The following is a 26,714-nucleotide window of genomic DNA, read 5'->3' as shown; positions in this document are numbered from 1 at the left end:
CTCCGTAGAGGGGCTTGCTGTTATTTATTCAGCTCGGCGAGGCTGAGCCAGGTTTGCACCACGGTATCGGGGTTGAGCGACAGGCTGTCAATGCCCTCCTCCATCAGCCAGGCAGCAAAGTCCTCGTGATCCGATGGCCCCTGGCCGCAGATACCCACATATTTCCCCTGCTGCTTCGCAGCGCGGATCGCCATAGAGAGCAGCGCTTTTACCGCCTCGTTGCGCTCGTCAAACAGCTCAGACACCACGCCGGAGTCGCGATCCAGCCCGAGCGCCAGCTGGGTCATGTCGTTGGAGCCGATAGAGAAGCCGTCAAAGTACTCCAGGAACTGCTCCGCCAGCAGGGCGTTAGACGGGATTTCGCACATCATGATGATTTTCAGGCCATCTTCGCCACGCTTCAGCCCCTGGCGCGCCAACTCGTCCACCACCGCTTTCGCCTGATCCACGGTGCGCACGAACGGGATCATGATTTCGACATTGCTCAGCCCCATTTCATTGCGCACGCGCTTGACGGCCTGGCACTCAAGGGCGAAGCAGTCGCGGAAGCTGTCGGCCACGTAACGGCCCGCGCCGCGGAAGCCGAGCATCGGGTTTTCCTCTTCCGGCTCGTAGCGTTCACCGCCTACCAGGTTGGCGTATTCATTGGACTTAAAGTCAGAGAGACGCACGATCACGCGCTTCGGCCAGAAGGCCGCGCCGAGGGTAGCGATCCCTTCGGTCAGACGCCCGACGTAGAATTCCACCGGATCGTCGTAGCCCTTCATCATCTCGCGGATCTCGTTCTGCAGCTTCGCCTCCTGCTGGTCGAACTCCAGCAGCGCGCGCGGGTGCACCCCGATCATGCGGTTGATGATAAATTCCAGCCGCGCCAGGCCGACGCCTTCGTTCGGCAGACAGGCGAAGTCAAACGCGCGGTCCGGGTTACCGACGTTCATCATCACCTTGAGCGGCAGGTCCGGCATGGTATCGACGCTGGAGCTTTTCACGCTGAAGTCCAGCAGCTCGGCGTAAACGTAGCCGGTATCCCCTTCGGCACAGGAGACGGTAACCTGCTGGCCATCCTGCATACGCTCGGTGGCATCACCGCAACCGACCACCGCCGGGATACCCAGCTCGCGGGCGATAATCGCCGCGTGACAGGTACGCCCGCCGCGGTTGGTGACGATCGCCGAGGCCTTCTTCATGATCGGCTCCCAGTCCGGGTCGGTCATGTCGGTTACCAGCACGTCGCCGGCTTCGATGCGGTGCATCTCGGCGATGTCGTGGATGACCTTTACGGTGCCCGCCCCGATGCGGTGCCCAATGGCGCGGCCTTCAGCGATAATTTTGCCCTGGTTGTGCAGGGTATAGCGTTCCATGACCTGGCCGCGAGAGCGCACGGTTTCCGGGCGCGCCTGCACGATATAGAGCTTGCCGGTATGGCCATCTTTTGCCCACTCGATATCCATCGGGCGACCATAATGTTTCTCGATGATCACCGCCTGCTTCGCCAGCTCCTGCACCTCTTCCGGGGTGATACAGAAACGATCGCGATCGGCCTGGGGGACATCCTCAATGCGCACCTGCTTGCCATGCTCCTGAGTCGGGGCGTACACCATGCGGATCTTTTTCGACCCCATCGTGCGGCGCACAATGGCCGGTTTGCCGACGGCCAGGCCCGGTTTGTGGACGTAGAACTCATCCGGGTTCACCGCGCCCTGCACCACCATCTCGCCCAGGCCATAAGCGGCGGTGATGAACACCACCTGGTCGAAGCCGGATTCGGTATCGATGGAGAACAGCACGCCGGAGGCGGCGAGATCCGAGCGCACCATGCGCTGAACGCCTGCCGAGAGTGCCACGCCACGGTGATCGTAGCCCTGGTGTACGCGGTAGGAGATGGCGCGGTCGTTAAACAGTGAAGCATAAACGTGCTTCACCGCCACCATCACCGCATCAATGCCCTGCACGTTAAGGAAGGTTTCCTGCTGCCCGGCAAAGGAGGCGTCCGGCATATCTTCGGCGGTGGCCGAAGAGCGCACCGCGAAGGACGCCTCGCTGTCATCCGCCGAGAGCGTGTTGTACGCCTCGCGAATGGCGTTTTCCAGCTCGGGCTGGAACGGGGTATCCACGATCCACTGACGGATCTGCGCCCCGGCTTTTGCCAGTTCGCTGACGTCATCGATATCGGTTTTATCGAGCAGTTCGTAAATACGCTGGTTTACGCCGCTCTGATCGAGAAACAGGTTAAACGCCTCCGCCGTGGTCGCAAAACCACCCGGTACCGAGACGCCTGCGTCGGACAGGTTGGTAATCATCTCACCGAGCGAGGCATTTTTTCCCCCCACTCTGTCCACATCATTCATGCCGAGTTGGTTATACCAGAGAACCAGTGGTGCAGAGCCATTATTGGACATCGAAACAATCCTTTTTTTGCCATACCAGTCTCCGGCGCACTGGGGTTTATCCCCGACAGGTGCAGGAGGCGCGGTAATAAATGAACGGGTATAAGAAAGACCTGACAACGCATTTAGCCTGGCATAATTAACCGGGCGGGAAAAACGGTGAATCGTTCAAGCAACTGCACTTTTTTATTTTTTCGACCTAATCCGATTATTATTTAACTCGTTGATTACCTTGAAAGCGCTTACAAAACACGGCGTAGCGGCAATCAATTAAAAATGAACCCTGCATTTCATTAAAAATAAAAACAGCATTTCATTTTAAAAAATGAGATAAGTGCCATGCCGGACGTCTGGGTTTTAAATTAAGCTTTCAGAAATTTATCCCTTGCCTCAGGAAGAAAAAATGGAAAATGCGGTTGATCGCCATGTGTTTTATATTTCAGACGGAACGGCCATTACGGCAGAAGTATTAGGCCATGCAGTAATGTCGCAATTCCCGGTGGCGATCAACAGCATTACCCTGCCGTTTGTCGAAAACGAAAGCCGCGCCCGGGCCGTTAAAGAGCAGATCGATGCGCTCTACCAGCAGACCGGGCAGCGTCCGCTGGTGTTCTACTCCATCGTTATCCCGGAAATTCGCCAGATCATTTTGCAGAGCGAGGGATTTTGTCAGGATATTGTGCAGGCGCTGGTGGCCCCGCTGCAGGAGGAGATGAAGCTCGATCCCACCCCGGTGGCGCACCGTACTCACGGTCTGAATCCCGGCAATCTCATCAAATACGACGCCCGTATCGCCGCGATTGACTACACCCTGGCGCACGACGACGGCATCTCAATGCGTAACCTCGACCAGGCGCAGGTGATCCTGCTCGGGGTATCGCGCTGCGGTAAAACCCCCACCAGCCTCTACCTGGCGATGCAGTTTGGGGTTCGCGCCGCCAACTACCCCTTTATTGCCGACGACATGGACAACCTTGGCCTGCCGGCGGCCCTGAAACCGCTGCAGCACAAGCTGTTCGGGCTGACCATCAACCCGGAGCGGCTGGCGGCGATCCGCGAAGAGCGACGGGAGAACAGCCGCTACGCCTCGCTGCGCCAGTGCCGGATGGAGGTGGCGGAAGTGGAAGCCCTGTATCGCAAAAACCAGATCCCCTACCTCAACAGTACGAATTACTCGGTAGAAGAGATTGCCACCAAAATTCTCGACATCATGGGGTTAAGCCGCCGCATGTACTAACAGGCTAGTACAATGGCGCGATAATCGCTAGAATGGTTGCTCTGACGCGGTAAGTGACACCCTTTCCAGGGTTGAATTCAGTATGAATTGGTTTATCGTGATGCCCATCACTTTCCGGCACGATGCCGTGAGAGCAACACTTTTTGAGAAATCCCATGACGAAAACTGACGAACTGCGCACGGCACGTATCGGGAGTCTGGTCACCCCAGGCGAACTGGCGCAGCGCTTCCCGGTCTCTGCGACCATAGCGGAGCATGTCCTGACCTCCCGCCGCCACGTTGAAAATATCCTCAAGGGCGAAGATCCGCGCCTGCTGGTGATTATCGGCCCCTGCTCGATTCACGATCTTGATGCAGCGATGGACTATGCCCGCCGCCTGCAGACCCTGCGCGAGAAGTATTCCCACCGCCTTGAGCTGGTGATGCGCACCTACTTTGAAAAACCGCGCACCGTGGTGGGCTGGAAAGGCCTGATTTCCGACCCGGATCTTAACGGCAGCTACCGCGTTAACGACGGGCTTGAGCGCGCGCGTCGCCTGCTGCTGCAGGTCAACGAGCTGGGCGTGCCAACCGCTACCGAGTTCCTGGATATGGTCACCGGGCAGTACACCGCCGATCTTATCTCCTGGGGCGCTATCGGGGCGCGCACCACCGAAAGCCAGATCCACCGCGAAATGGCCTCGGCGCTCTCCTGCCCGGTCGGCTTTAAAAACGGCACCGACGGCAATACCCGCATTGCGGTGGACGCCATCCGCGCTGCGCGCGCCAGCCACATGTTCCTCTCCCCGGATAAAACCGGCCAGATGACCATCTATCAGACCAGCGGCAACCCGTACGGGCATATCATCATGCGCGGCGGCAAAACCCCGAACTATCATGCTCAGGATCTGAGCGCCGCCTGCGATGCGCTGGGCGAGTTCGACCTGCCCCAGCATCTGGTGGTGGACTTCAGCCACGGCAACTGCCAGAAGCAGCACCGCCGTCAGCTGGAGGTCTGCGAAGACATCTGCCAGCAGATCCGCAACGGCTCCCGCGCCGTGGCCGGGATCATGGCGGAAAGCTTCCTGAAAGAAGGCACCCAGAAGATTGAAGCCGGTAAACCGCTGGTTTACGGGCAGTCAATCACCGATCCGTGCCTGAGCTGGGACGACACCGAAACCCTGGTGGCCATGCTGGCTGACGCGGTAGAAAGCCGCTTCTGATCGCCTCTCCCCGCCGCGTGGCGGGGAGTCTTTTCCCTGTATCCACCGTGGTTTACCGCACCTGCCCCTCCATAATCTTTACATTCCGGTTACAAATAGTGCTTGCCGCTGCGTAGCGCTTTGTTGATAATGATTATCATTGTCAGACTAATTTTCATTTGTAAACAATATGACGCGTATGGACAATCCCTGTAACTATGAAGCTCGCGCTACGCCTGCACCGTCTCACGCCCTCGCCGATCGCGCCATCGACAGCAAAACGCTGTTGGGCGATGAGGGCCGCGTGGTGATCGTGCATGACGGTCAGCACTACCTGCTGCGTCAGACGCAAGCCGGAAAATTGATCCTCACAAAATAAGAGAGTCGCCAGCCACCCAGGTCTCCTCCCAGGCAGCCAGCGTAACCCTGACTTTTTCTCACTGGAGAGTTGGTTATGCTTTACCTGCACACTGCCGCCCCGCGCCTGTCCGCGCTGGCTATCGCCCTATCCTGCGCCCTTCCTGCCGCCGCCGGCGACCAGATCACCGTTACCGCCACCGGCAATCAGCGCAGCACCTTTGACGCGCCGATGATGGTCAGCGTCATCGATGCCGCCAGCCCGGCCGGGCAAACCGCCTCGTCCGCCGCGGATATGCTGCGCGCGGTACCGGGCATCACCCTCGACGGTACCGGCCGCACCAACGGCCAGGACGTTAACCTGCGCGGCTACGACCGCCGCGGCGTGCTGGTGCTGGTGGACGGCGTGCGTCAGGGCACCGACACCGGACACCTGAACAGCACCTTCCTCGACCCGGCGCTGATCAAGCGCATCGAAGTGGTGCGCGGCCCGTCGGCCCTGCTCTACGGCAGCGGTGCGCTGGGCGGCGTGATCGCCTATGAAACCGTGGACGCCGCCGATCTGTTGTTCGACGGCCAGCGCAGCGGCTACCGCGTGTTCGGCAGCGGTGCCACCGGTGACAGCAGCCTCGGTATGGGTGCCAGCGCCTTTGGCCGCAGCGATAATTTTGATGGCATCGTCTCCTGGTCCAGCCGCGAGCGCGGCGATATCCGTCAGAGCGAGGGGGAAGACGCGCCAAACGATGAAAGCATCAGCAACTGGCTGGCAAAGGGCACCTGGACGCTCGATCCGGCCCAGTCGCTTTCCGGCTCGCTGCGCTACTACAACAACCGGGCGCAGGAGCCAAAGAACCCGCAGAGCGTTGAAGCCTCAGACGCCAGTAACCCGATGGCAGATCGCTCCACCATCCAGCGCGATGGCCAGCTCAGCTACCGCCTGGCACCTCAGGGGCAACAGTGGCTGGATGCAAAAGCCACTCTGTACTGGTCGGAAGTGCGTATCAATGCCGAAAGCAATGACGACGGCAACGAGTTCCGTAAGCAGACCACCACCGGCGGCAAGCTGGAAAACCGCACCCGCCTGTTTGAGCAGAGCGCGGCCTCGCACCTCATTACCTGGGGCGGCGAGCACTACCGCCAGGAGCAGTCGCCAGGCGGCCTCACTACCGGCTTCCCGGACGCCGACATCGCCTTCAGCTCCGGCTGGCTGCAGGATGAGATCACCCTGCGGGATCTGCCGGTCTCCCTGCTGGCAGGCACCCGCTACGACAGCTACAAGGGAAGCAGCGACGGCTATGAGGATGTGGACGCCGACAAATGGTCATCGCGCGGCGCTATCTCCGTCTCTCCCACCGACTGGCTGATGCTGTTCGGCTCGTATGCCCAGGCCTTCCGGGCCCCGACGATGGGCGAGATGTATAACGATGCAAAGCACTTCTCCATCGGCAGCTTCTACACTAACTACTGGGTGCCGAACCCGAACCTGCGTCCGGAAACTAACGAAACCCAGGAATACGGCTTCGGTCTGCGCTTCGACGATCTGCTGCTTGCCAGTGACGCGCTGGAGTTCAAAGCCAGCTACTTCGACACCAAAGCCAAAGATTACATCTCCACCAGCGTCGATTTCATGGCGGCGACCACCATGTCTTATAACGTCCCGCATGCGAAAATCTGGGGCTGGGACATGATGGCAAAATACAGCGCCGATCTGTTCAGCCTCGACCTGGCCTACAACCGCACCCGCGGGAAAGACGAGGACACCGGCGAGTACATTGCCAGCCTGAATCCGGACACCGTGACCAGCCGGCTCGACATTCCGCTGCCGCAGAGCGCCTTCTCGGTGGGCTGGATGGGCACCTTTGCCGATCGCTCCACCCATATCAGCAGCGGCTACAGCAAACAGCCGGGCTATGCGGTAAATGACTTCTACGTCAGCTACCACGGCCAGCAGCAGTTGCGCGGCCTCACCACCACGCTGGTGCTGGGCAACGCCCTCGATAAAGCCTACTGGTCGCCGCAGGGCATCCCGCAGAACGGCCGCAACGGTAAGATTTTTGTAAGTTATCAGTGGTAACCACGGTGCCCCGCTGCGGCGGGGCGTTGACGGGAAGGAGAGAGAGATGAGCCACCTGTACGACACCTGGCTGACGCTGAAAGCGCAGCACAGCGATAAATATGCCCGCGATATCGCCGGGATGATGAATATCAGCGAAGCGGCGCTGGCCCATGCCCGGGTCGGGCACGATGCCTCGCGCCTGCACAACGACTGCCGCGCCATTCTCGCCGCGCTGGAAGCGGTGGGCGACACCAAATGCATCTGCCGTAACAACTATGCGGTCCACGAGCAGGTGGGCCGTTTTGAAAATCAGCACCTGAACGGCCATGCCGGGCTGGTGCTCAACCCACGCGCCCTCGATCTGCGTCTGTTCCTCGGCCAGTGGGCCTCGGCGTTTCACCTGCGGGAAGCGACCCGGCACGGCGAGCGGCAGAGCGTGCAGTTCTTCGATGGTCAGGGCGATGCCGTGCTTAAGGTCTACGCCACGGAACAGACCGACATGGCGGCCTGGGAGGCGCTGCTTGCTCAGGCTGCCACCGCCGACAACGCCCCGCTGACCTTTGCCGCGGCCGACAGCGCCCCGGCAGCGCCGGGCACCGCGGATGCCGCCGTTGTCGATCGGGAGTGGCGTGCCATGACCGATGTCCACCAGTTCTTCGCGCTGCTGAAGCGCCATCACCTCACGCGTCAGCAGGCCTTCCGCATGGCGGGTGACGATCTGGCGTGGCAGGTGGATAACGACGCGCTGGCCCGGCTGCTCGCTCTCGCAGGTGAAGCGAAAAATGAGATCATGATTTTTGTCGGCAACCGCGGCTGCGTGCAGATCTTTACCGGCGCGATTGAGAACGTGACGCCGATGCGTGGCTGGCTGAACGTGTTCAATCCGCAATTCACCCTGCATCTGCTGGCGGATTGCATCGCCGAAAGCTGGGTAACGCGCAAACCCACCGCCGACGGGCACGTCACCAGCCTGGAGCTGTTCGCTGCCGACGGCACGCAGATCGCCCAGCTTTACGGCCAGCGCACCGAAGGCCAGCCGGAGCAGGACACCTGGCGTCAGCAGGTCGAAACCCTCGGCAGCAAGGGGCTGGCAGCATGAAACCCTGGCTCAGTCTGCTGCTTCTGCTGCTGCCCTTCTTTGTGGCGGGGGAAGCACGCCTGGTCACGATCGGTGGCGACGTCACCGAGATCGTTTATGCCCTGAAAGCTGACCACCAGCTGGTCGGGCGCGACAGCACCAGCACTGCGCCTGAGGCCGCCACCCGGCTGCCGGACGTGGGCTATATGCGCCAGCTCAACGCCGAAGGTATTCTCTCCCTGCGCCCGACGCTGGTAGTAGCCAGCGCCCAGGCCCAGCCGTCGCTGGTGCTGCGCCAGCTGACGCAGAGCGGCGTGAAGGTGGTGACCGTGCCCGGGGACAACAGCCTGACGGCGATCCGCGACAAAATCACCGTTGTGGCCGGGGCGCTTAACGCCAGTGCGGCGGGTAAAGCGCTGGTCGCGCAGATGGATAGCGCGCTGGCGCAGCTTCCGGCGCGGCCGCTGGATAAAAAGGTGCTGTTCATCATGAGCCACGGCGGCATGACCGCGATGGGTGCCGGCCAGCAGACCGCCGCCGACGCAGCAATTCAGGCCGCCGGGCTGCGCAATGCGATGCAGGGCTTCAGCCGCTATCAGCCGCTCTCGCAGGAGGGCGTGATTGCCAGCGCACCGGATCTGATCGTCATGGGTCGCGACAGCGTGCAGGCCCTCGGCGGCGCATCCCGCGTCTGGACGCTGCCGGGGCTGGCGCAGACCCCGGCCGGCGCGCAACACCGGCTGCTGCTGGTGGATGATATGGCCCTGCTCGGCTTCAGCCTGCGCACGCCGGGAGCGATCCTCGCGCTGCGCCAGGCGGCGGAGCAGCTGCCGTGAAACCGGTCATCAGCGCCACGCGCGCCCTGTGGCTGATGGCGCTGGCCCTGCTGGCGGTGTCTCTGACCGCGGCCAGCCTCGGGGCAATGCGCCTGCCGCTCACTCTGCTGTGGCAGGAGGGCGATGCCATGCTGCGCCAGATCTGGTGGAACATTCGCCTGCCGCGCGTGCTGCTGGCGGCGCTGATTGGTGCCGCCCTGGCGCTGGCTGGCTGCGTGATGCAGGGGCTGTTTCGTAATCCGCTGGCCGACCCAGGCTTGCTCGGGATCAGCAGCGGTGCGGCGCTGGCGGTGGGGCTGTACATCGTCCTGCCGCTCTCGCTACCGCCCCTGCTGCTGCTGTATGCCCCGATGGCGGCGGCGTTTCTCGGCAGTCTCGCCGTAACCGCCGCCATCTTTTTCCTCAGCCGCGACGGCAGCAACACCCTGGCCCGCCTGCTGCTGGTGGGGATCGCCATCAACGCCCTGTGCGGCGCGGCGGTGGGCCTGCTCTCCTGGATAAGTAATGACGCCCAGCTGCGCCAGCTCTCGCTGTGGGGAATGGGCAGCCTCGGCCAGGCCCAGTGGACCACCCTGCTCGCCTGCGCGTCGCTGATCCTGCCTTCGATGCTGGTGATTGCCCGTCTCGCCGGGCGGCTCAATCTGCTGCAGCTCGGCGAAGAGGAAGCGCACTATCTGGGCGTGGAGGTGAAAACCACGCGTCGGCTACTGCTGGTGTTCAGCGCCCTGCTGGTAGCGGCGTCCGTGGCGGTCAGCGGCGTGATCGGTTTTATCGGCCTGGTGGTGCCGCACCTGGTGCGGTTGTGGCTCGGGGCGGATCACCGGGCGCTGATGCCGGGGTCGCTGCTGGCTGGCGCAATACTGCTGGTGCTGGCCGATACCCTCGCCCGCACCCTGGTAGCGCCCGCGGAGATGCCTGCCGGCCTGCTCACCAGTCTGGTGGGCGCACCGTGGTTCCTGTGGCTGATCTTCCGCCGCTATGGAGGTATGCATGTCGGGTAACCTGGTGGCCCGTCACCTGTGCTACCGCCGGGGTGAACGCCAGCTGATCGACGACCTGTCATTGACGCTGGCCCCCGGCGAAATGGTGGCGCTGATCGGCCCCAACGGCGCGGGGAAATCCACCCTGCTGCGCCTGCTGGCGGGTGGACTGACGCCGGACAGCGGCGAACGGCTGCTGGAGGGACGCCCTCTGGCGGAGTGGCCGCAGGCGGCACTGTCGCGCACCCGGGCGCTGATGCGCCAGCAGAGCGACATCGCCTTCCCCTGGCCGGTGGAGGAGATCATCGCCATGGGTCGCGCCCCCTGGGGCGGTGTACCCGATCGGGCAACCATCGCGCACATCATGGCCCTCACCGGGTGCGATACCCTGCGCGGTCGCGATTTTCGCTCGCTTTCCGGCGGGGAACAGCAGCGGGTACAGCTCGCCCGGGCGCTGGCCCAGCTCTGGCAGAACGACGGGCCACAGGGCTGGTTGTTTCTTGATGAACCCACCTCGGCGCTGGATCTTAACCATCAGCAGCAGATATTGCGCCTGCTGAAACGGCTTGTGGCGCAGCGGCTTCACGTCTGCGTGGTGCTGCACGATCTGAATCTGGCGGCACTGTGGGCGGATCGGATGGTGTTGATGCACGGCGGGCAGGTGGTGACACAGGGCACGCCGCACGAAGTGATGCAGGAAGAGACCCTGCGGCACTGGTACCAGGCGGAGGTGACGATCGCCTCGCATCCGGAACGGAACGTGCCGCAGGTAATGCTGCGCTGGTGATCAGCTGGAGCAGCTCACTTCCAGACGCTTGCCCCAGTCCGGCGGACGCTGAGAGAAGTCGTCATCGCGATCGGCCCAGGGGTTTTGCAGAACCTCGAGCAGCGCGGCCAGTTCGGTGGTGTCATCCAGCTCGGCCCCGGCAATTGCGCGCTGGGCCAGCCAGTTGCGCAGCACCACGGCGGGGTTGGTGCGCTTCATGCGCTGCTGGCGCTCGCTGTCCTCCACCCCATCACGGGCCAGACGCGCGCGGTAGTCAGCAAACCAGCTGTCGAAACCGGCGCGGTCGATGAACTCATCGCGCAGCGGCGAGGCGCTGCTGGCCTGTTCGGTAACGCTGAGCAGGCGGAAGGTGCGCGTCCAGTCACTGCCTTCACGCGCCATCAGGTCGGTCAGGCCGTTCAGTAGCACATTGTCCTCCTGCTGCTCGGTGTAGAACCCGAGCTTGCTGCGCATCAGCTTGCCGTAAGCGCGCATCAGCGCGGGCTGGTAGCGATCCAGCGCGGCATTCAGCGCCTCAACGTCAATAAACGGCGACAGCGTCTGGGCCAGGCGTTGCAGGTTCCACAGTGCCACCGCCGGCTGGTTGTTGAAGGCGTAACGGCCCTGATAGTCGGAGTGGTTGCAGATGTAGTCCGGCTGATAATCGTCAAGAAAACCGTAGGGACCATAATCGATGGTCAGACCGAGCAGCGACATGTTATCGGTGTTCATCACGCCGTGCGCAAACCCGACCGCCTGCCAGTGGGCGATGAGCGACGCGGTGCGATCCACCACATCGTTGAACCACACTACGTAGCGGTCAGCCTCACTGACCAGCTGCGGCCAGTGATGGGCGATAGCATAATCCGCCAGCTGCTGCACCTTCTCCGGCTCGCGGCGATAGTAACAGTGCTCGAAGTGACCAAAGCGCAGATGGCTTTCGGCAATGCGTATCAGCATCGCCCCGCGCTCCGGGGTTTCACGCCGCACCGGGGTATCGCTGGTAACGATGCTCAGGGCGCGGGTGGTGGGAATGCCGAGATAGTGCATCGCCTCGCTGGCGAGATACTCGCGCACCGTAGAGCGCACCACCGCCCTGCCGTCGCCCATGCGGGAGTACGGCGTCAGGCCAGCCCCCTTCAGATGCCAGTCCATTTTGCGCCCGTTAGCAAGCTGCTGCTCGCCGAGCAGAATGCCGCGTCCGTCGCCGAGCTGCCCGGCCCAGACGCCAAACTGATGGCCGCTGTAGACCTGGGCCAGCGGCTGCATGCCCGGCAGCAGCGTTTCGCCGGCCCAGATGTGCGGATCGGCAAACAGCGCCTCGGGGATACCCAGGTCCGCCGCCAGCGCGGCGTTGTGCCAGATAAGACGGCTGTTGGTCAGCGGATCGGGACGTTGTGCGGTGTAGAAACCCGGCAGTTCATTATGCCAGGTATTATTGAATGTCAGGGTTTGGGTCATAGCGCCTCCTGCCTTAAGTGTAGTGCGTATCTGCTGCGGCAAACACGGTTAAGGCGCAGGGTTATTGGCGCATCAGGGGATCAGAGAGGCAATATCATCCGGCTCTACCGGTGGCCAGAGCAGGCCCTGCATGGCCGCGAAGCCGAGAGCATGCGCGCGCTGACGCGCCGCATCGGTATCGATCCCGGCAATAGCCAGAGAAGTGCAGTACCCGGCAAGCTGGCTGACAATGGCCTGCATAAAGGGGTCAAACGAGGGGCCGTCGATCAGGCGCAGCACAAAGTTACGGTCCAGCATCACCCGGCGAAACAGCCCTTCCACCACCGGGCGGGTGGTGGCGATGCCCGCGCCGAAATTACTCAGCACCAGGGAATAGTGCTGCGCCAGGTTTTTTAATAACCCATTTTCCTGACCCTGATTAATTTCAGGGAAATTCTCATTAATCGCCAGCTCAATAAATGGTAAACGGGATATTCGGCGGGCGAGACCGGCATCATTTAAAATTGCCCGCACGCAGTCGGCATCCACATTAATCCAGGCGAGTTTCTGATGGCGAATAAAAAAATCCTGATGGGCTTCAACCAGCGCCAGCTTCTCTTTGAAAAATTCAACATGCTGCTCAGGGGAAATTCGCGGGATAAGTAATTCCGTAGGTATTCGCACCCCGGTCTGAGGATTAATAAAATGTGCGATAACCCCCACGCCCAGCAGCTCGCCGCGGCCCGAGCGCACGGGAGACAGCAGCAGATGCGAGCGGAAGTCGGTATCCAGCGTAACAATCATCAGTCAGCCCCACGAAAATTAATTTAATAATCCTGACGCAACTCACGCTTCGGTTCAATATGATTGAATTGATTAACTTTATTTTCGCCCCGGTTTAAGATTAATCTTTTTAAATTACGCTGACCGGCTGCCGGAAAATGCATCATTACCGTAAGATCAATTCAGAAAAAACCTGAAAGTAATGCATGTAGCTAATTATTGCTGTGCTTTGTTTTATTGCTGTGCGGGGTGCTATTTCATTCAGAATAGTGAAATAGCGGCGTTTTCACCTGGTTAGATTATACAGCATATAATTTTCAGGTGACGGGAGATTATTCAAAGGAGCGGCGGGATGCGAATCCGGCACCCCGCCGGGTGGTCAGCGGGTGAATTGCGGCAGATACTCCCGGTTAAGGGTCAGTACCTCATCAAGCAGTGCGCTGGCGGTCGCTGCATCGCCGGTCAGCGGGTTGGTGATAAGCGCCAGCAAACCGGCGTCCCTGTCGCCATTTACCGCTGCCTGGATGGTGAGACGTTCATAAGATTTAATCTGCGTCGTCAGGGCATGCATCGCCGGTGCCAGCGCGCCAAAGACCAGCGGCTGCGCCCCGGCAGCGTTGACAATGCAGTTGGTTTCAATCACCGCATCGTCCGGTAACCCCTGAATCGCCCCGCGGTTGGCGGTGTTAACCACCAGCTCGGCGCCGCGATCGTTGTGAATTGCGTCGATCAGCTCCAGCGCCACCGTTGAATAAAACGCCCCGCCGCGGAAGCTTAACTGTTCAGGCTTGTGGGCGAGCGCCGGATCGCGATACAGCGCAAACAGCTCCTCTTCAACCTTCATCACCTGTTCGGCGCGGGTGCCCTGGGCACGGGCAGCCTCCTGCTCCTCCTGCAGCATGGTGTTACTCAGGTAGAAATAGCGATGATACGGACAGGGGATCGCCCTCAGCGCACGCAGCAGCGGGGCGGGCCACGGCATCTCTTTGATATTATTCATACTCATCACCGCGCCGTTGCACAGCATGTCGATAGCCTGCGCGCTGCGGTTCTCGCCGCGTACCCACACCTGATGCACCCACACCATATGGTTCAGCCCGGCAAAGCGCAGCCGGACATCACGCTCCGGCTCGTTCAGCATGCCGGCAATCATATGGTGCATCGCCACCGGAACGTTGCACAGGCCAATCACTTTCGCCCGGGTGTGGCGCTGCAGCGCTTCGGTGACAATCGCCGCCGGGTTGGTGAAGTTGATGATCCAGGCGTCCGGGGCCAGCGCCTCAACGCGCCGGGCAATGTCGAGCAGTACCGGAATGGTGCGCAGCGCCTTGGCGAACCCACCGACGCCGGTGGTCTCCTGGCCGATAAGCCCGTACTTCAGGCCCAGCCGCTCATCGGCGGCCCTGGCCGCTAAGCGCCCGACCCGCAGCTGGGTCAGCACGAAGGAGGCGCCGCGTATCGCTTCATCCGGCTGGTAATGGACGCTCACCCGCACCGCTTCCAGGCCGTTACGCGCCAGCATCCGTCGCGTCAGGTCGGCGATGGTTTCGACTTTGTCGCGCCCGGCCTCGATATCCACCAGCGCCAGCTCGCGCAGCGGGATCGCTGCTTTACGGGCGATCAGCCCCTCGATGAGCTCCGGGGTATAGCTGCTGCCGCCGCCGAAAATAGCGATCTTGATGCCCTGCTGTTCCATGTTTTCTCCCGTGTCGTCAGTGAATTGCGCTCGCGCGCTGACCAAGCATGGATGAAACCGGGGAACCGGGGTGTGAAGCGCTTCGCAGATAAGGGCGGCGGTACGCCCCGGGGCGGAAAAGTGTGAGACAGCCCGCAGCGCGGGCCGTTGCCGTCAGATGCGGCGCGCCTGCCAGAATTTGGCGCGCCAGTAGACGTTGTCCAGCGAGGATCGGATCACCCCGCGGCTGGTGGAGGCGTGGATAAACTGATTGTCGGTGTCGTAGATGCCGACGTGCAGGCCGTTTTCGCCGGAGCCGGTTTTGAAGAACACCAGATCGCCGGGCAGCAGATCGTCTTTATCGATTTCGGTGCCGATCTCTGCCTGATCGCTGGTCTGACGCGGTAGCTGCATCGCAAACCGGTCGCGGAAGGTCATCAGCACAAAGCCCGAGCAGTCCACGCCGCTGCGGCTCATCCCGCCGTAGCTGTAGGGCGTACCGCGCCAGTGCTGCAGCTGATCGTTCAGCTCGGCAATCACCGTGATGGAGTCAGACAGGCGGGCATCCGGCGGCGGTGCGCGATGGCTGCTGCACCCCACCAGGAGTAATGACAACACTGCAAGTATCCAAAGCCGCATTTCCAGTCCAGTCCTCTGGTCTTAATTTTTTTCCGTAATGTAGCCTGCTTCGCCTGAAACAGGCAAGCCGCGGCATGATACGGATAACTCTACCCGAGGCTGAGCCCTGTACCGGCTAATCATCCCGCGCGGCGATCCCCGCCAGCCGCTCTCGTAGCGCAGGGGCGGCAACATCGAGGAAGCATCGAACTTTTAATGCCATTTGCCCAGGTGACATATGCACCAGGTGCACGGGTAACGGCGACTCTTCGTAGTCACGAAGCATGACACGCAGCGTGCCGCGATCCAGGGCATCCATTACCTGATAATGCAGAGCCCTTATCACTCCGACACCCTGCTCGGCCGCCAGAACCGCAGACTCCGAGGTGGTAACCGCGAGTCGTGGAACCATCACAGTATCAATGACAGCCCGGGAGCCTCTATCACAGAAGCGCCACGAGAACTCGGGCATCGCCGCAACGTTCAGTATCACAGCGGGCCAGTGATGAAGATCTTTGGGATGGCGCGGCGTACCGAATGCATCTAACAATGCTGGGCTGGCGCAGGTAACGCGGCGTAACACGCCAGCCCGGGTGGCAATCATTGAGCTGTCAGGCAGATTGCCGATGCGCAGCGCTACGTCGACATTTTTGTCGATTAAATCCAGATTGTTGTCTGAGAGAACCAGGCGGACGTTAATGTCCGGAAACGCCGCGAGGAATTCAGCCACTACCGGTAACACATGCATGCGGCCAAACATGATGGGTGCGGTGACAATCAGCTCCCCTTTGGGGCAGGAAAATTCCCCTGCCGCCTCGCGCTCAGCCTCACTCACCTGCTCAAGAATACGGCGTGAGGCTGACAAATAGGCCTCGCCTGTGCTGGTAAGCGTAAGCTTTCGGGTTGTACGCGTCAGCAGGCGCGCACCCAACAGGGTTTCGAGTTCTGAAATTTTTCGGCTCAGGGTGGGCAACGGCACATTAAGCACCCGGGCTGCCGCAGAAAAGCTGCCCTGCTCTGCGACTTGTACGAACATCGTCATGGCTTCAAACCGATCCACGTTCTTTTCCTGTTGCCGGGGGACGAAAAATGTCTGAAGTGAGGCCTAATTCATAATCACCCCCCTCAAGCTTTCTGCATAATACCGATTGCGCCTGCAAAAAAACATTTGTATTCAGAATGATGAAGCCGGGTTCACACGCTTAGCTGAGGCTTATCCACTCGCCATTTTTCATCACAACAGGCGTGACGCCCAGCTCAACGGCCCTGACGCACAGGCGCTCAATCGCATTTGCCGCCTCTTCATAGACGCCGGGTCGGTTAAGTTCGGAATGATGAACTGGAACCACCCTCGCGGCACCCAGAATATGGGCGGCAACTGCAGCTTCCTCCGGCAACATAGTGGCGTTGAACGGACTGGAGGGCTGCAGATGAGGAAGCGTTACAACAGCGCCATTGATGGGCATAAAGGCAATATCAATCTGGCCGACATGACGTGCCAGCGACCACCAGTAGCCATGATTAATGGTGTCCCCGGCATGCAGGATGCATTTGTCACCGGCCTTCACTATCCAGCAGCATTGCGGATCCCCCAGCCCATCCACTGCAGGGCCAGACATTATTTTGAAGGGTCCGACGTCCTGCCACTCCCAGCATCGGGTTATCCGGGTGTTTATTTTCAGTTCACGAAACTGCAATTCAGCTTTCGCCGTCCATTTAAGATCGTCGCCCGAGCCTGGCGTGGCTTCAGGCCTGAATACGGGTGCTCCGTCAGCAAGCGCCGTCGCCAGTGCAGCAGGATCGGCGTGGTCGGAATGTAAATGCGTGACCAGTGCTGCCGTGGCATTTCCCTGACGTAGTGGCTCGGGAAAACGCACATCAGAAAGAATGGATGAAGTGTCCCTGATGTAATCAATTAATAGCGTATGTCCTTCATAATCTATTTCAACGCCAGCCCATCCCAGATACCGTAATTTCATTTTGTCTCCTGTGCGCGTTTTGAACGCCAGCTTTACTCTTCGGGAAGTTACGGTATTTCATTCAAAGAGATGAAACAATTGAGCCAGACTGATAATAACTATTCCAGAAAATGAAACTATCACGTCAATGTTAATGAACAGCGCGTGAGTTTTTCACTCAGGGAGATTTAAACCCGGACCGCAGCGACATCTGCTTTAATGTAGCAGCAACCGGCACGCAGCAGCTGCCTGAGAGCTGCCTGCGCAGGTAGCACTTTACGGAAGTGATTGTTATGTTATAACATATCTTTTTGATTGCTTCTGAGGCTAAGGGTTTAAAATGAAAAATAAGTTTCTGGCATTATCTTTGGGGACCGTACTGATTTCCGGGCAGGCTTATGCACACGGCGATCATGGACACGACCACCATCATGACCACGCTCACGGCGCGCCGATGTCAGAGATGGAAATAAAAGCGTCCAAAGGCGTGTTCAACGATAGCGACGTAAAAAACCGTAAGCTCACGGACTGGGAAGGGAAATGGCAGTCCGTCTACCCCATCTTCCTGACAGGCGCTATGGACCCCGTATTCAGAAAGAAAGCTGAGGAAGATAAATCTAAGTCTTTCGTAGAGTATAAGGAATATTATAAGAAAGGTTATGCCACTGACGTTTCGAGCATCGGCATCGAAAATGGCGTGATGACATTTACCTCCGGAAGTAAGGTGTCTTCATGCCCTTACGTTTATGCGGGTCGCGAGATCCTGCATTATACGTCTGGCAAAAAAGGCGTTCGCTATCTGTTCGAATGTACGAAGACCAATACTGGTGCACCCAAGTTTGTTCAGTTCAGTGACCACACTATCGCGCCGCGCAAATCCGCGCATTTCCATATCTTCATGGGGAATAGCTCGCAGAAAGCGCTGCTGAAGGAGATGGATAACTGGCCCACTTACTTCCCGGCGAATTTAACCAATTCACAGGTGGTGGATGATCTGCTGCACCATTAATAAAATTTAAAATCGATATATACAGGTATGGGGATAGTAAATAACCCATACCTTTTTTATTGCAGCGCGAGCGTAATCCACCCTTCCGACACTCTTTCTCCTGTTCGCCCCATCCGCCACAATTCAGCGCGGCCAGAGAAAGCGTTCGCCGTCGAGGTGCATTTCACGGAACGGCACGTTCCAGGTCTGCTCGAGCAGCGCGGGCGTCAGAATTTCTGTTCCCCCCTCCGCCACCAGCTTACCCTTGCGCAGCAGCCACACCCGGTCGGCGTAGCGCAGGGCGTGGTTGAGATCGTGGCTGCTCATTACCACCGTCACCCCGGCAGCACACAGCGCCAGCAGGAGTTTATCCAGCGCGGCCTGCTGCGCCACGTCGAGGCTGTTCATCGGCTCGTCGAGCAGCAGCAGTTTGCCGTGGGGATTGGCCTCGGGATGGATCTGCAGGATCACCGCCGCCAGCCGCACCCGCTGCCACTCCCCGCCGGAAAGCTGATTTACCGGGCGGGTCAGTTTATCGGTGAGCCACAGGGCTTCGGCGATACGCGTCATCCACTGCGGATCGCGGCTGCTCTGTTGATGCAGCGACAGGTAGTGCCACACCGGCATGGCGAACGGCGGCGTCTGGTGCTGCGCAAGCCACGCCCGCCGGTGCGCCAGCGCCTCGCCCTGCCAGGCGTCGAGAGGCTGGCCGGCAAACTGAATGCGGCCGGTGCCATCCACCAGCCCGGCCATCAGCGCCAGTAGCGTACTCTTCCCTGCCCCGTTCGGCCCGGCGAGGTGCAGCCAGATACCGGGTTCAACGCTGGCGCTCAGCGGTCCAAGCCGGCCCGCCAGACCAACGTCCTCCAGCTGCATCAGCACCGACATTATTTTGCCAGCGCCACTTTAATGGCTTCCATCACGATGGGATCTTCCGGCAGCATGTCCGGTGCGAAACGTTGCACGACTTCGCCATCGCGGCCAATAAGGAATTTTTCAAAGTTCCACAGGATGTCGTCCGGATAGAGCGGCGCGCGGCCTTTGCTCGCCAGGCGCTCATAAAAGCCGCTCTGCTCAGGGGCCACGGCGGTGGGGGCAGCGGCGATCAGCTTCTGGTAGAGCGGATGACGCGCGTCGCCGTTCACCTCGATTTTGCTGAACATCGGGAAGGTCACGCCGTAGGTGGTGCTGCAGAAGGTTTTGATCTCCTCTTCGCTGCCCGGCTCCTGGCCTAAAAACTGGTTGCACGGGAAGCCCAGCACGCGGAACCCGGCATCAAACCAGGCCTTGTGGATGTTTTCCAGCTGCTCATACTGCGGCGTCAGGCCGCACTTTGAGGCCACGTTGACCACCAGCAGCACGTTGCCTTTGTACTGCGCCAGAGAAACCTCTTCGCCATCGATGGTGGTAACGGTAGTGTTCAGTACATCAGACATAACAACCCCTTAATCAGTGTGATGAGTGGACGTCGCGTCCAGCCTTTAATCATAGCCAGTTAATGCAGAAAAAAACAAAACGCTGTGCCGATCGGCGCGATGCCGTTTACGCTTTTTTAACGCCCCGGTCCGCTCTTTTAACGTCGCCTTTATATCAATGAAAAGCCAGCTTTTTTATGCTGAGTTCATCGCCGCAAGGCCTCACTGAACGATAACCATGAACTCTCCGATCAAGCTTCCCTCAATGAAAAACCTCCGGGCGCTGTTCTCCTTTTCCCCGGTCTGCTGGCCAGCGGATCGCTACAGCGACCTGACGCTGGCAACCAGGATCGCTGACCTGGCGCAGGACTATCCCGGCGAAATTCGCGACTACCTTGCACAGTATCCCGATACCCGCCACGTGGATATCTACCTCACCGATATTCACGGCACCTTTCGCGGCAAACGGGTGTCGGTGGAGAGCCTGTTTTCACTTGCCCGGGGCTGCTATTTCCCGCAGTCGGTTTATGCGATGGATCGCGAAGGAAAAGTGCTAAGCCAGCCGGAGGGAGACAGCCTCAGCGACGAACCCGATATGCTCTGCCTGCCGGTGCCGGGCACCCTGCGCCCGTGCGCGCACGATCCGCAGCACAACGCCCAACTGCTGCTGACCATGCAGGGTCCCGACGGTAGCGCCCACGCGCTGGAACCGCGTGTCATTCTTGAAGAAGTGCTGCACACCTTTCATCGCCACGGCCTCTACCCGGTGGTCGCGCCGGAGATCGAATTTTATCTGGTGTCTAAAACCGCCACGCCGACGCGCGGCCAGGGGTGCTATCAGATGGCGGTGCCGTCCGCGCACGGGGCGTTTATCGAGGCGCTGGAAACCATGGCGGCGGCCCAGCGGCTTCCGCTTTCAGGCATCGTCTGTGAGGCCGAGGACGGTCAGTTTGAACTTAATCTGCGCCATTCCCACCGCGTGGTGGATATCTGTGAAAACGTGCTGGCGCTGCGACGGCTGACCAGCACCGTAGCGGAACAGTTCGGCTATCAGGCAAATTTTATGGCTAAGCCCTTCACACAGCTGGCCGGGAACGGGCTGCATTTCCACGTCAGCCTGAATGACATTCATGGCAACAATGTGTTTGCTTCACCCGCCGACGAGCTTAATGAGATGGCGCGCCTCTGCCTTGCCGGGATGCTGCATCTGATGCCGGCCTCGGTGGCAGTGATGGCACCGGGCGTAAACGCGTTTCGTCGCCTGCGCAAAACCCTGAGCGAACCGCTGTTTAATTCGTGGGGGTTTAACAAGCGATCCGCGGCGCTGCGTATTCCCTGCTCCGGGGAGGGCGATCGGCGCATCGAGTACCGCCTTGCCGGGGCGGATGCCAACCCGTATCTGGTGATGGCCACCATTCTCACCGGCATGCTGTACGGGCTGGAGAACATGGATGACGAGGCCATCGTCAGGGTCACCCGTACGCCACCTCCGCTCCCGCTGTTTCAGCAGGCGGCGCTGGACGCGTTTGCTCAGGAGCCCTACCTGACGGCGCAACTCGGCGAGGCCTTTACCCGCCACTGGACCCACAGCCGGCTTTCGGATCTGGCGTGGTTTGAAAGTATCGTCACCCGCGAAGAGTCGGCCCTCGCCTGCTGAACGCATGGCACCCGCTGCTTAACTGAGGTTCTTTATGTCTCGCCTGATCGTTGTTTCCAACCGCTGCGTCCAGCAGGACGACGGCTATATCGATCCGTTTATCACTACACTCGGGCAGATTTTCAGCAAACATCCCGGGGTGTGGTTTGGCTGGAACGGTGGCGTGACCGCCGGAAAGCGAAGCCGCAGCTGCAGCGTTACGCACCATGCGCATTACGCCACCCACGGCTGGGATCTCTCCCCGAACGAGTATGACAATGCGTATCAGGGCTACGTCCATAACGTGCTGTGGCCCATTTTCCATAACCGCCCCGATCTCGCGGCCTATAAAAAGGAGTATTTCACCACCTGGAAAAGCTATAACACGGACGTTGCCCGCACGGTAGGCACCCAGCTTCGCCCGGACGATCGGGTGTGGGTGCATGACTATCACCTGCTGGCGGTGGGCAAGCAGCTCAGGGAGGACGGGCACCACAACCGCTGCGGTTTCTTTCTGCACCAGCCGTTTCCACCCGGCGAGGTGATACGCGCCGTGCCCGAACACGACACGTTGATGCGCGCCCTGCTGCAGTATGACGTCATCGGCTTCCAGTCGAGCGCGGACATCAATAATTTTCTCTCCTGCGTGCTGCGCTTCTACCGCGCCGAACGCATCGCCGGAGATACCATTCAGGTCAACGGGCGGTCGATACAAATTGGTATCTTCCCCTGCGGCATTGATACCAGCGTGGTAGGGCCGTCGCAGGCGACGCCCCAGGCGGTCGAGGAGTATCAGCGGCAGATTATTATCAGCAATGATGTGATCAACGACGTCAGCGGCATTCATTACCGGCTGGATGCGATGCGCGCGTTGATCAACACCTGGCCGCACTATGTGCGCGGGGTAAGCCTGTTGCAGATCTGCGACCCGGCGCGGGAGTATCCCTGGTCCTCACCGGATTTGTGTACGCGGCTGGAGCGCTTCTGCGGGGAGATCAACGGCCAGTACGGGGATTTCACCTGGTATCCGGTGAACTACATCCATAATGCGCTGTGCAAGCATGAGCTGCTCTCAGCGCTCTATGCCCGGGCGGACGTGGCGCTGTTCACTCCGCTCTCCGAAGGTATGAGCCTCAGCGCCAAAGCCTTTACTCTGGCGCAGGACCCGGAGGACCCCGGCGTGCTGATCCTGTCAGCGTGCAGCGGCGCGGCGGAGCAGCTGACGGAGGCGCTGATCGTCAACCCCTACGATGCCCGGAGCACCGGCGAGGCGCTGCACTCTGCGCTGTCGATGCCGCTGCACGAACGTAAGCGCAGGCACAACCGGCTGCTGGCAAAAGTGCAGCGCTACGACTGCCACTGGTGGGCGGCGGCCTTTCTCACTGCCCTGAGCGGCACCGCCCCGCCCTGGCAGGGGGCGTTCCGGACGTCGCACCACGGCGTTTTCACGCCGCAAAAGCTGTACTGAGGATTAGGTGGCAGGGAAGCCTCACCGAACGCCGGCGCGCATCAGCAGCCAGATAAACACCGGCGCACCCAGCGTGGCAGTAACCACGCCGATGGGCAGCTCGGCGGAGGTTAACACCAGCCGGGCGGCGACGTCTGCACCGAGGAGCACGGCCGCGCCTGCCAGCGCGCTGGCGGGCAGCAGAGCGCGATAATCCGTTAAACCACACAGGCGCAGCATGTGCGGGATGACCAGCCCGACGAAGCCGATAGCCCCCGCCAGCGCCACGCTCACCCCCACCAGCCAGCCGGTGGCGGCCACCAGCAGATTGCGCCACAGCCAGAGCGGCAAGCCCAGCTGGCGCGCCGAGGCATCCCCCAGCGCCAGCATGTTGAGCGGTGCTGATTGCCGGCACAGCCAGAGCGTAACCGGCAGCAGCGCTGCCATCAGCCAGCCCTGACGCCAGTCCACACCACCGAAACCGCCCATCAGCCAGTACATCAGCTGACGCAGATCGAGGCTGGTGGAGAAGTAGACCGCCCAGGTCATCAGGGCGCTACAGATAATGCCCAGCGCGACGCCGGCCAGCAGCAGGCGGCTGATGGAGAGATGACGCCGGGCAAAGCGCAGCAGGATGAAGGTTACCGCCAGCGCCCCGGCGATAGCGAACAGACCGAGCGACCAGTCGGGTAAGCCGCCCTGGCCGAGCATCACCGCTGCAATCACCCCGACGCCAGCCCCGTTGGAGACCCCGAGCAGCCCGGGTTCGGCAAGCGGGTTTTCGAACAGCGCCTGCATCACCGCGCCGGAGACGGCCAGCGCCGCGCCAACCATCAGCACCGCCAGGGTGCGCGGCAGGCGGATTTGCCAGACAAACAGCTCGCTGCCGGCATCAAACCAGCGTAACGGCGCGATCCAGATTTCACCCGCGCACAGGCTCACCGTCAGCATGGCGAGCAGACAGAGTGCGAGCAGAGCAATAATTCGCCGTTCACGGCGGCGTTGAGGCAGAGCAAGTGCGTGCATAGAGAGCGGCGGTTATGCGGGACATGCCATTGATTTTATGGCCTGTGTTGAAATCAGGAAAGAAAAAAGGCCGCCTGCCTGCAGAAGTGATGGGGTGCCCACGTCTTAAAACGGGCATTCACTCTGCACACACAGCGGCCTTTTTGGGTCAGCTACGCTTAATCATCCTTTGGCGTGGCGTTTTCGACCCGGCTTTTCAGCTTCTGACCGGGTCTGAAAGTCACCACACGACGAGCGGTGATGGGAATATCCTCACCGGTCTTAGGATTTCGTCCCGGACGTTGATTTTTATCGCGCAAATCAAAGTTACCAAAGCCCGAGAGTTTGACCTGCTCACCATTTTCCAGAGCGCGACGGATCTCTTCGAAAAACAGCTCTACCAGCTCTTTGGCATCCCGCTTGCTAAGCCCAAGCTTATCAAACAGATATTCTGACATTTCAGCTTTTGTAAGCGCCATAGGTTCAATCCCTCAATGATGCCTGGAATCGCTCTTTTAGTGCCTCTACGCATCTGGCAACGGTAGCGGCAATCTCCTCTTCTTCGAGTGTACGGCTGGTATCCTGCAGGATAAGGCTGATGGCGAGGCTCTTATAGCCCTCAGCAACGCCCTTGCCACGGTACACGTCAAACAAGTTTACGCCAACTACCTGATTTGCGCCAACTTTCTTACATTCGACCAAAACATCTGCTGCGGGCACGTTTTCCGCGACCACGACAGCGATGTCGCGGCGGTTCGCCGGGAAGCGGGAAATCTCCTGCGCCTGCGGTACTGCGCGCTCTGCGATGCGGTCCCACAGCAGCTCGAACACCAGCGTACGGCCGTTCAGCGAGAGCTTACGTTCCAGCTCCGGATGAACAACACCAATGAAACCAATGCGTTCACCCTTTAAATAAATGGCAGCACTTTGGCCAGGATGCAAGGCCGGAATAGCTTCTGCACGGAATTCAATTTCGGATAATTTACCGGTAAGTTCCAGAACCGACTCCAGATCGCCCTTCAGATCGTAGAAATCGACCGCGCCTTTTGCCATATCCCAGTGCTCGTCGGTACGGTTACCGGCGATGACGCCAGCCAGCATAACATCCTGGCGGATACCGAGGTCTGCCTGCGTATCAGGTACAAAGCGCAGGCCGGTTTCGAAGATGCGCACGCGGTTCTGCTGGCGGTTCTGGTTGTACACCACGGTGCCCAGCAGGCCGGTCCACAGCGACAGACGCATGGCGGACATTTCGCTGGAGATCGGGCTTGGCAGGATCAGCGCCTCTTCGCCCGGATGCAGCAGCTGCTGCAGTTTCGGGTCGACGAAGCTGTAGGTGATGACTTCCTGGTAGCCTTTATCCACCAGCATGGTTTTCACCCGCTTCATGGGGAGCGCGGCTTCGCGATGGCTGCCCATCACCAGACCCGCCTGTACCGGGGTATCAGGAATATTGTTATAACCGTAGACGCGCGCGACCTCTTCCACCAGGTCTTCTTCGATTTCCATATCGAAACGCCAGCCCGGCGCAACGGCCTGCCACTGGTCCTGACCTTCGGTAACCTCACAGCCCAGACGGCGCAGGATGTCGCTGACCTGTGCATCTTCAATGTGATGGCCAATCAGACGATCAAGCTTGCTGCGGCGCAGCGTGATGGTGGCGCGCGCTGGCAGGTGCGCGTCGTTAGTGACATCGATCACCGGGCCGGCTTCGCCGCCACAGATCTCCAGCAGCAGGCGCGTAGCGCGCTCCATCGCTTTGTACTGCAGCGTCGGATCGACACCACGCTCATAGCGGTGGGAAGCATCGGTGTGCAGGCCGTGACGTCGTGCGCGACCGGTGATTGCCAGCGGGCTGAAGAAGGCACACTCCAGCAGCACGTTGCGGGTTTCGGTATTAACACCTGAGTGTTCACCGCCGAAGATGCCGCCCATCGCCAGCGCACGGTTATCGTCGGCGATAATCAGGGTATCGGCTTTCAATCTGGCTTCGGTGCCATCAAGCAGCACCAGCGTTTCGTCGGCGTTCGCCATACGCACGGTGATACCGCCATTAATGCGATCCAGGTCGAAGGCGTGCATCGGCTGACCCAGCTCAAGCAGCACGTAGTTGGTGATATCCACCACTGCGTCGATCGAGCGAATACCGCAGCGGCGCAGCTTCTCGCGCATCCACAGCGGCGTTGGCGCAGACACGTTGATGCCTTTCACCACGCGGCCCAGATAACGCGGACAGGCCTCCGGGGCGTCAACGCGGATCGGCAGCGTGTCGGTGATGGTGGCAGCAACCGGGGCGATTTCCGGTTCGTTGAGCGGCAACTGATTCAGCACCGCCACGTCGCGCGCAACACCAATGATACCGAGGCAGTCGGCGCGGTTCGGCGTCACGCTTATTTCGATAGTGTTGTCGTCAAGCTTCAGATACTCGCGGATGTCGGTACCGATCGGCGCATCCGCCGGCAGCTCGATGATCCCGGCGTGATCGTCGGAAATTCCCAGCTCGGAGAAGGAGCAGAGCATGCCTTCAGACGGCTCGCCGCGCAGTTTCGCCGCTTTAATTTTGAAATCGCCCGGCAGTACTGCGCCGATGGTCGCCACGGCTACTTTCAGGCCCTGACGGCAGTTCGGCGCGCCGCAGACGATGTCCAGCAGGCGTTCGCCGCCGACGTTAACTTTCGTAACGCGCAGTTTGTCAGCGTTCGGGTGCTGGCCGCACTCCACCACTTCACCGACCACAACGCCGTTAAACGCGCCCGCGACCGCGTCAACGCCGTCAACTTCCAGACCCGCCATCGTAATCTGCCCGGCAAGTGCTTCACTGTCGAGGCCCGGATTTACCCATTCACGTAACCAGAGTTCGCTGAATTTCAT

General features: G+C 60.2%; 23 protein-coding genes. 11 read left to right on the top strand and 12 right to left on the bottom strand.

Translation table 11 applies throughout. The features are described 5' to 3' along the window. Positions 1-20: 20 nt before the first annotated feature. Positions 21-2,399 (bottom strand): phosphoenolpyruvate synthase, encoded by a 2,379-nt coding sequence (ppsA, locus tag KFZ77_RS08110; protein ID WP_264385943.1) that lies wholly within the window; start codon positions 2,397-2,399, stop codon positions 21-23. Between the two features lie 391 nt (positions 2,400-2,790). Here ppsA and ppsR point away from each other — a divergent pair, with 391 nt between their 5' ends. From ppsR to KFZ77_RS08070, 8 genes are all read left to right on the top strand, one after another. After that, positions 2,791-3,624, top strand: coding sequence for a posphoenolpyruvate synthetase regulatory kinase/phosphorylase PpsR (ppsR, locus tag KFZ77_RS08105; RefSeq protein ID WP_031522382.1), 834 nt, complete (start codon positions 2,791-2,793; stop codon positions 3,622-3,624). A gap of 155 nt (positions 3,625-3,779) precedes the next feature. Continuing rightward, positions 3,780-4,826, top strand: a complete 1,047-nt coding sequence (locus KFZ77_RS08100) for a 3-deoxy-7-phosphoheptulonate synthase (protein ID WP_264385942.1) — start codon at positions 3,780-3,782, stop codon at positions 4,824-4,826. A gap of 169 nt (positions 4,827-4,995) precedes the next feature. Next, a complete protein-coding gene (gene hemP / locus KFZ77_RS08095; protein WP_264385941.1) occupies positions 4,996-5,184 on the top strand; it encodes a hemin uptake protein HemP in 189 nt (62 codons plus the stop codon). 75 nt (positions 5,185-5,259) lie between these two features. Continuing rightward, the gene (locus tag KFZ77_RS08090) at positions 5,260-7,236 is read left to right on the top strand and encodes a TonB-dependent hemoglobin/transferrin/lactoferrin family receptor (protein WP_264385940.1); all 1,977 of its coding nucleotides are present in this window, start codon (positions 5,260-5,262) and stop codon (positions 7,234-7,236) included. Positions 7,237-7,282: 46 nt separating this feature from the next. After that, a complete protein-coding gene (locus tag KFZ77_RS08085; protein ID WP_264385939.1) occupies positions 7,283-8,317 on the top strand; it encodes a hemin-degrading factor in 1,035 nt (344 codons plus the stop codon). Next, positions 8,314-9,132 (top strand): heme/hemin ABC transporter substrate-binding protein, encoded by an 819-nt coding sequence (locus tag KFZ77_RS08080; RefSeq protein ID WP_264385938.1) that lies wholly within the window; start codon positions 8,314-8,316, stop codon positions 9,130-9,132. Before KFZ77_RS08085 ends, KFZ77_RS08080 begins: the two co-directional genes overlap by 4 nt. Before the next feature lie 35 nt (positions 9,133-9,167). Next, complete coding sequence (locus KFZ77_RS08075) at positions 9,168-10,133, top strand: FecCD family ABC transporter permease (protein WP_264386164.1); 966 nt, start codon at positions 9,168-9,170, stop codon at positions 10,131-10,133. Next, positions 10,123-10,899: a heme ABC transporter ATP-binding protein gene (locus KFZ77_RS08070; RefSeq protein ID WP_264385937.1), complete on the top strand. Its 777-nt coding sequence runs from the start codon at positions 10,123-10,125 to the stop codon at positions 10,897-10,899. The genes KFZ77_RS08075 and KFZ77_RS08070 overlap by 11 nt, the downstream gene beginning before the upstream one ends. Here the strand turns inward: KFZ77_RS08070 and selO are convergent, their stop codons facing one another. From selO to KFZ77_RS08040, 6 genes are all read right to left on the bottom strand, one after another. Further along, entirely contained in the window at positions 10,900-12,339 is a 1,440-nt protein-coding gene (selO, locus tag KFZ77_RS08065; protein WP_264385936.1) for a protein adenylyltransferase SelO, read from the bottom strand. A 72-nt stretch (positions 12,340-12,411) separates the two neighbouring features. Beyond that, the gene (locus tag KFZ77_RS08060; protein WP_264385935.1) at positions 12,412-13,122 is read right to left on the bottom strand and encodes an EAL domain-containing protein; all 711 of its coding nucleotides are present in this window, start codon (positions 13,120-13,122) and stop codon (positions 12,412-12,414) included. A gap of 358 nt (positions 13,123-13,480) precedes the next feature. Beyond that, positions 13,481-14,797: a 6-phospho-beta-glucosidase gene (locus KFZ77_RS08055; RefSeq protein ID WP_264385934.1), complete on the bottom strand. Its 1,317-nt coding sequence runs from the start codon at positions 14,795-14,797 to the stop codon at positions 13,481-13,483. A 153-nt stretch (positions 14,798-14,950) separates the two neighbouring features. Continuing rightward, positions 14,951-15,415: a C40 family peptidase gene (locus tag KFZ77_RS08050; protein ID WP_031522360.1), complete on the bottom strand. Its 465-nt coding sequence runs from the start codon at positions 15,413-15,415 to the stop codon at positions 14,951-14,953. A gap of 115 nt (positions 15,416-15,530) precedes the next feature. After that, positions 15,531-16,454 (bottom strand): LysR family transcriptional regulator, encoded by a 924-nt coding sequence (locus tag KFZ77_RS08045; protein WP_264385933.1) that lies wholly within the window; start codon positions 16,452-16,454, stop codon positions 15,531-15,533. Positions 16,455-16,596: 142 nt separating this feature from the next. Next, entirely contained in the window at positions 16,597-17,373 is a 777-nt protein-coding gene (locus KFZ77_RS08040) for an MBL fold metallo-hydrolase (RefSeq protein ID WP_035891298.1), read from the bottom strand. A 319-nt stretch (positions 17,374-17,692) separates the two neighbouring features. On the opposite strand from KFZ77_RS08040, the gene zinT reads away from it, so the two are divergent. Continuing rightward, the gene (gene zinT / locus KFZ77_RS08035; protein ID WP_264385932.1) at positions 17,693-18,361 is read left to right on the top strand and encodes a metal-binding protein ZinT; all 669 of its coding nucleotides are present in this window, start codon (positions 17,693-17,695) and stop codon (positions 18,359-18,361) included. Positions 18,362-18,484: 123 nt separating this feature from the next. Here the strand turns inward: zinT and btuD are convergent, their stop codons facing one another. Next, a complete protein-coding gene (gene btuD, locus KFZ77_RS08030; protein ID WP_264385931.1) occupies positions 18,485-19,228 on the bottom strand; it encodes a vitamin B12 ABC transporter ATP-binding protein BtuD in 744 nt (247 codons plus the stop codon). Further along, positions 19,228-19,776: a glutathione peroxidase gene (locus tag KFZ77_RS08025; RefSeq protein ID WP_264385930.1), complete on the bottom strand. Its 549-nt coding sequence runs from the start codon at positions 19,774-19,776 to the stop codon at positions 19,228-19,230. The genes btuD and KFZ77_RS08025 overlap by 1 nt, the downstream gene beginning before the upstream one ends. Positions 19,777-19,993: 217 nt before the next feature. On the opposite strand from KFZ77_RS08025, the gene KFZ77_RS08020 reads away from it, so the two are divergent. Together KFZ77_RS08020 and KFZ77_RS08015 are read left to right on the top strand one after the other, a co-directional pair. After that, positions 19,994-21,412, top strand: a complete 1,419-nt coding sequence (locus tag KFZ77_RS08020) for a glutamine synthetase family protein (protein ID WP_264385929.1) — start codon at positions 19,994-19,996, stop codon at positions 21,410-21,412. Between the two features lie 34 nt (positions 21,413-21,446). Next, on the top strand, positions 21,447-22,859 hold the full coding sequence (locus KFZ77_RS08015) for an alpha,alpha-trehalose-phosphate synthase (UDP-forming) (RefSeq protein ID WP_264385928.1): 1,413 nt from the start codon (positions 21,447-21,449) through the stop codon (positions 22,857-22,859). 21 nt (positions 22,860-22,880) lie between these two features. On the opposite strand, the gene btuC is transcribed toward KFZ77_RS08015, so the two are convergent. The 3 genes from btuC to pheT all read right to left on the bottom strand — a co-directional run bounded on the left by btuC (position 22,881) and on the right by pheT (position 26,714). Continuing rightward, positions 22,881-23,864 (bottom strand): vitamin B12 ABC transporter permease BtuC, encoded by a 984-nt coding sequence (gene btuC / locus KFZ77_RS08010; RefSeq protein ID WP_264385927.1) that lies wholly within the window; start codon positions 23,862-23,864, stop codon positions 22,881-22,883. 158 nt (positions 23,865-24,022) lie between these two features. Further along, complete coding sequence (ihfA, locus tag KFZ77_RS08005) at positions 24,023-24,322, bottom strand: integration host factor subunit alpha (RefSeq protein ID WP_024550574.1); 300 nt, start codon at positions 24,320-24,322, stop codon at positions 24,023-24,025. 4 nt (positions 24,323-24,326) lie between these two features. Next, positions 24,327-26,714 carry a phenylalanine--tRNA ligase subunit beta gene (gene pheT / locus KFZ77_RS08000; RefSeq protein WP_264385926.1) on the bottom strand — a complete coding sequence of 796 codons (2,388 nt, stop codon included), beginning with the start codon at positions 26,712-26,714 and terminating at the stop codon, positions 24,327-24,329.

This window comes from Siccibacter colletis (assembly GCF_025914095.1).
Lineage (GTDB): Bacteria > Pseudomonadota > Gammaproteobacteria > Enterobacterales > Enterobacteriaceae > Siccibacter > Siccibacter colletis.
The sequence above is the reverse complement of the archived record's forward strand: the minus strand, read 5'-3'. Positions and strand labels throughout refer to the sequence as shown.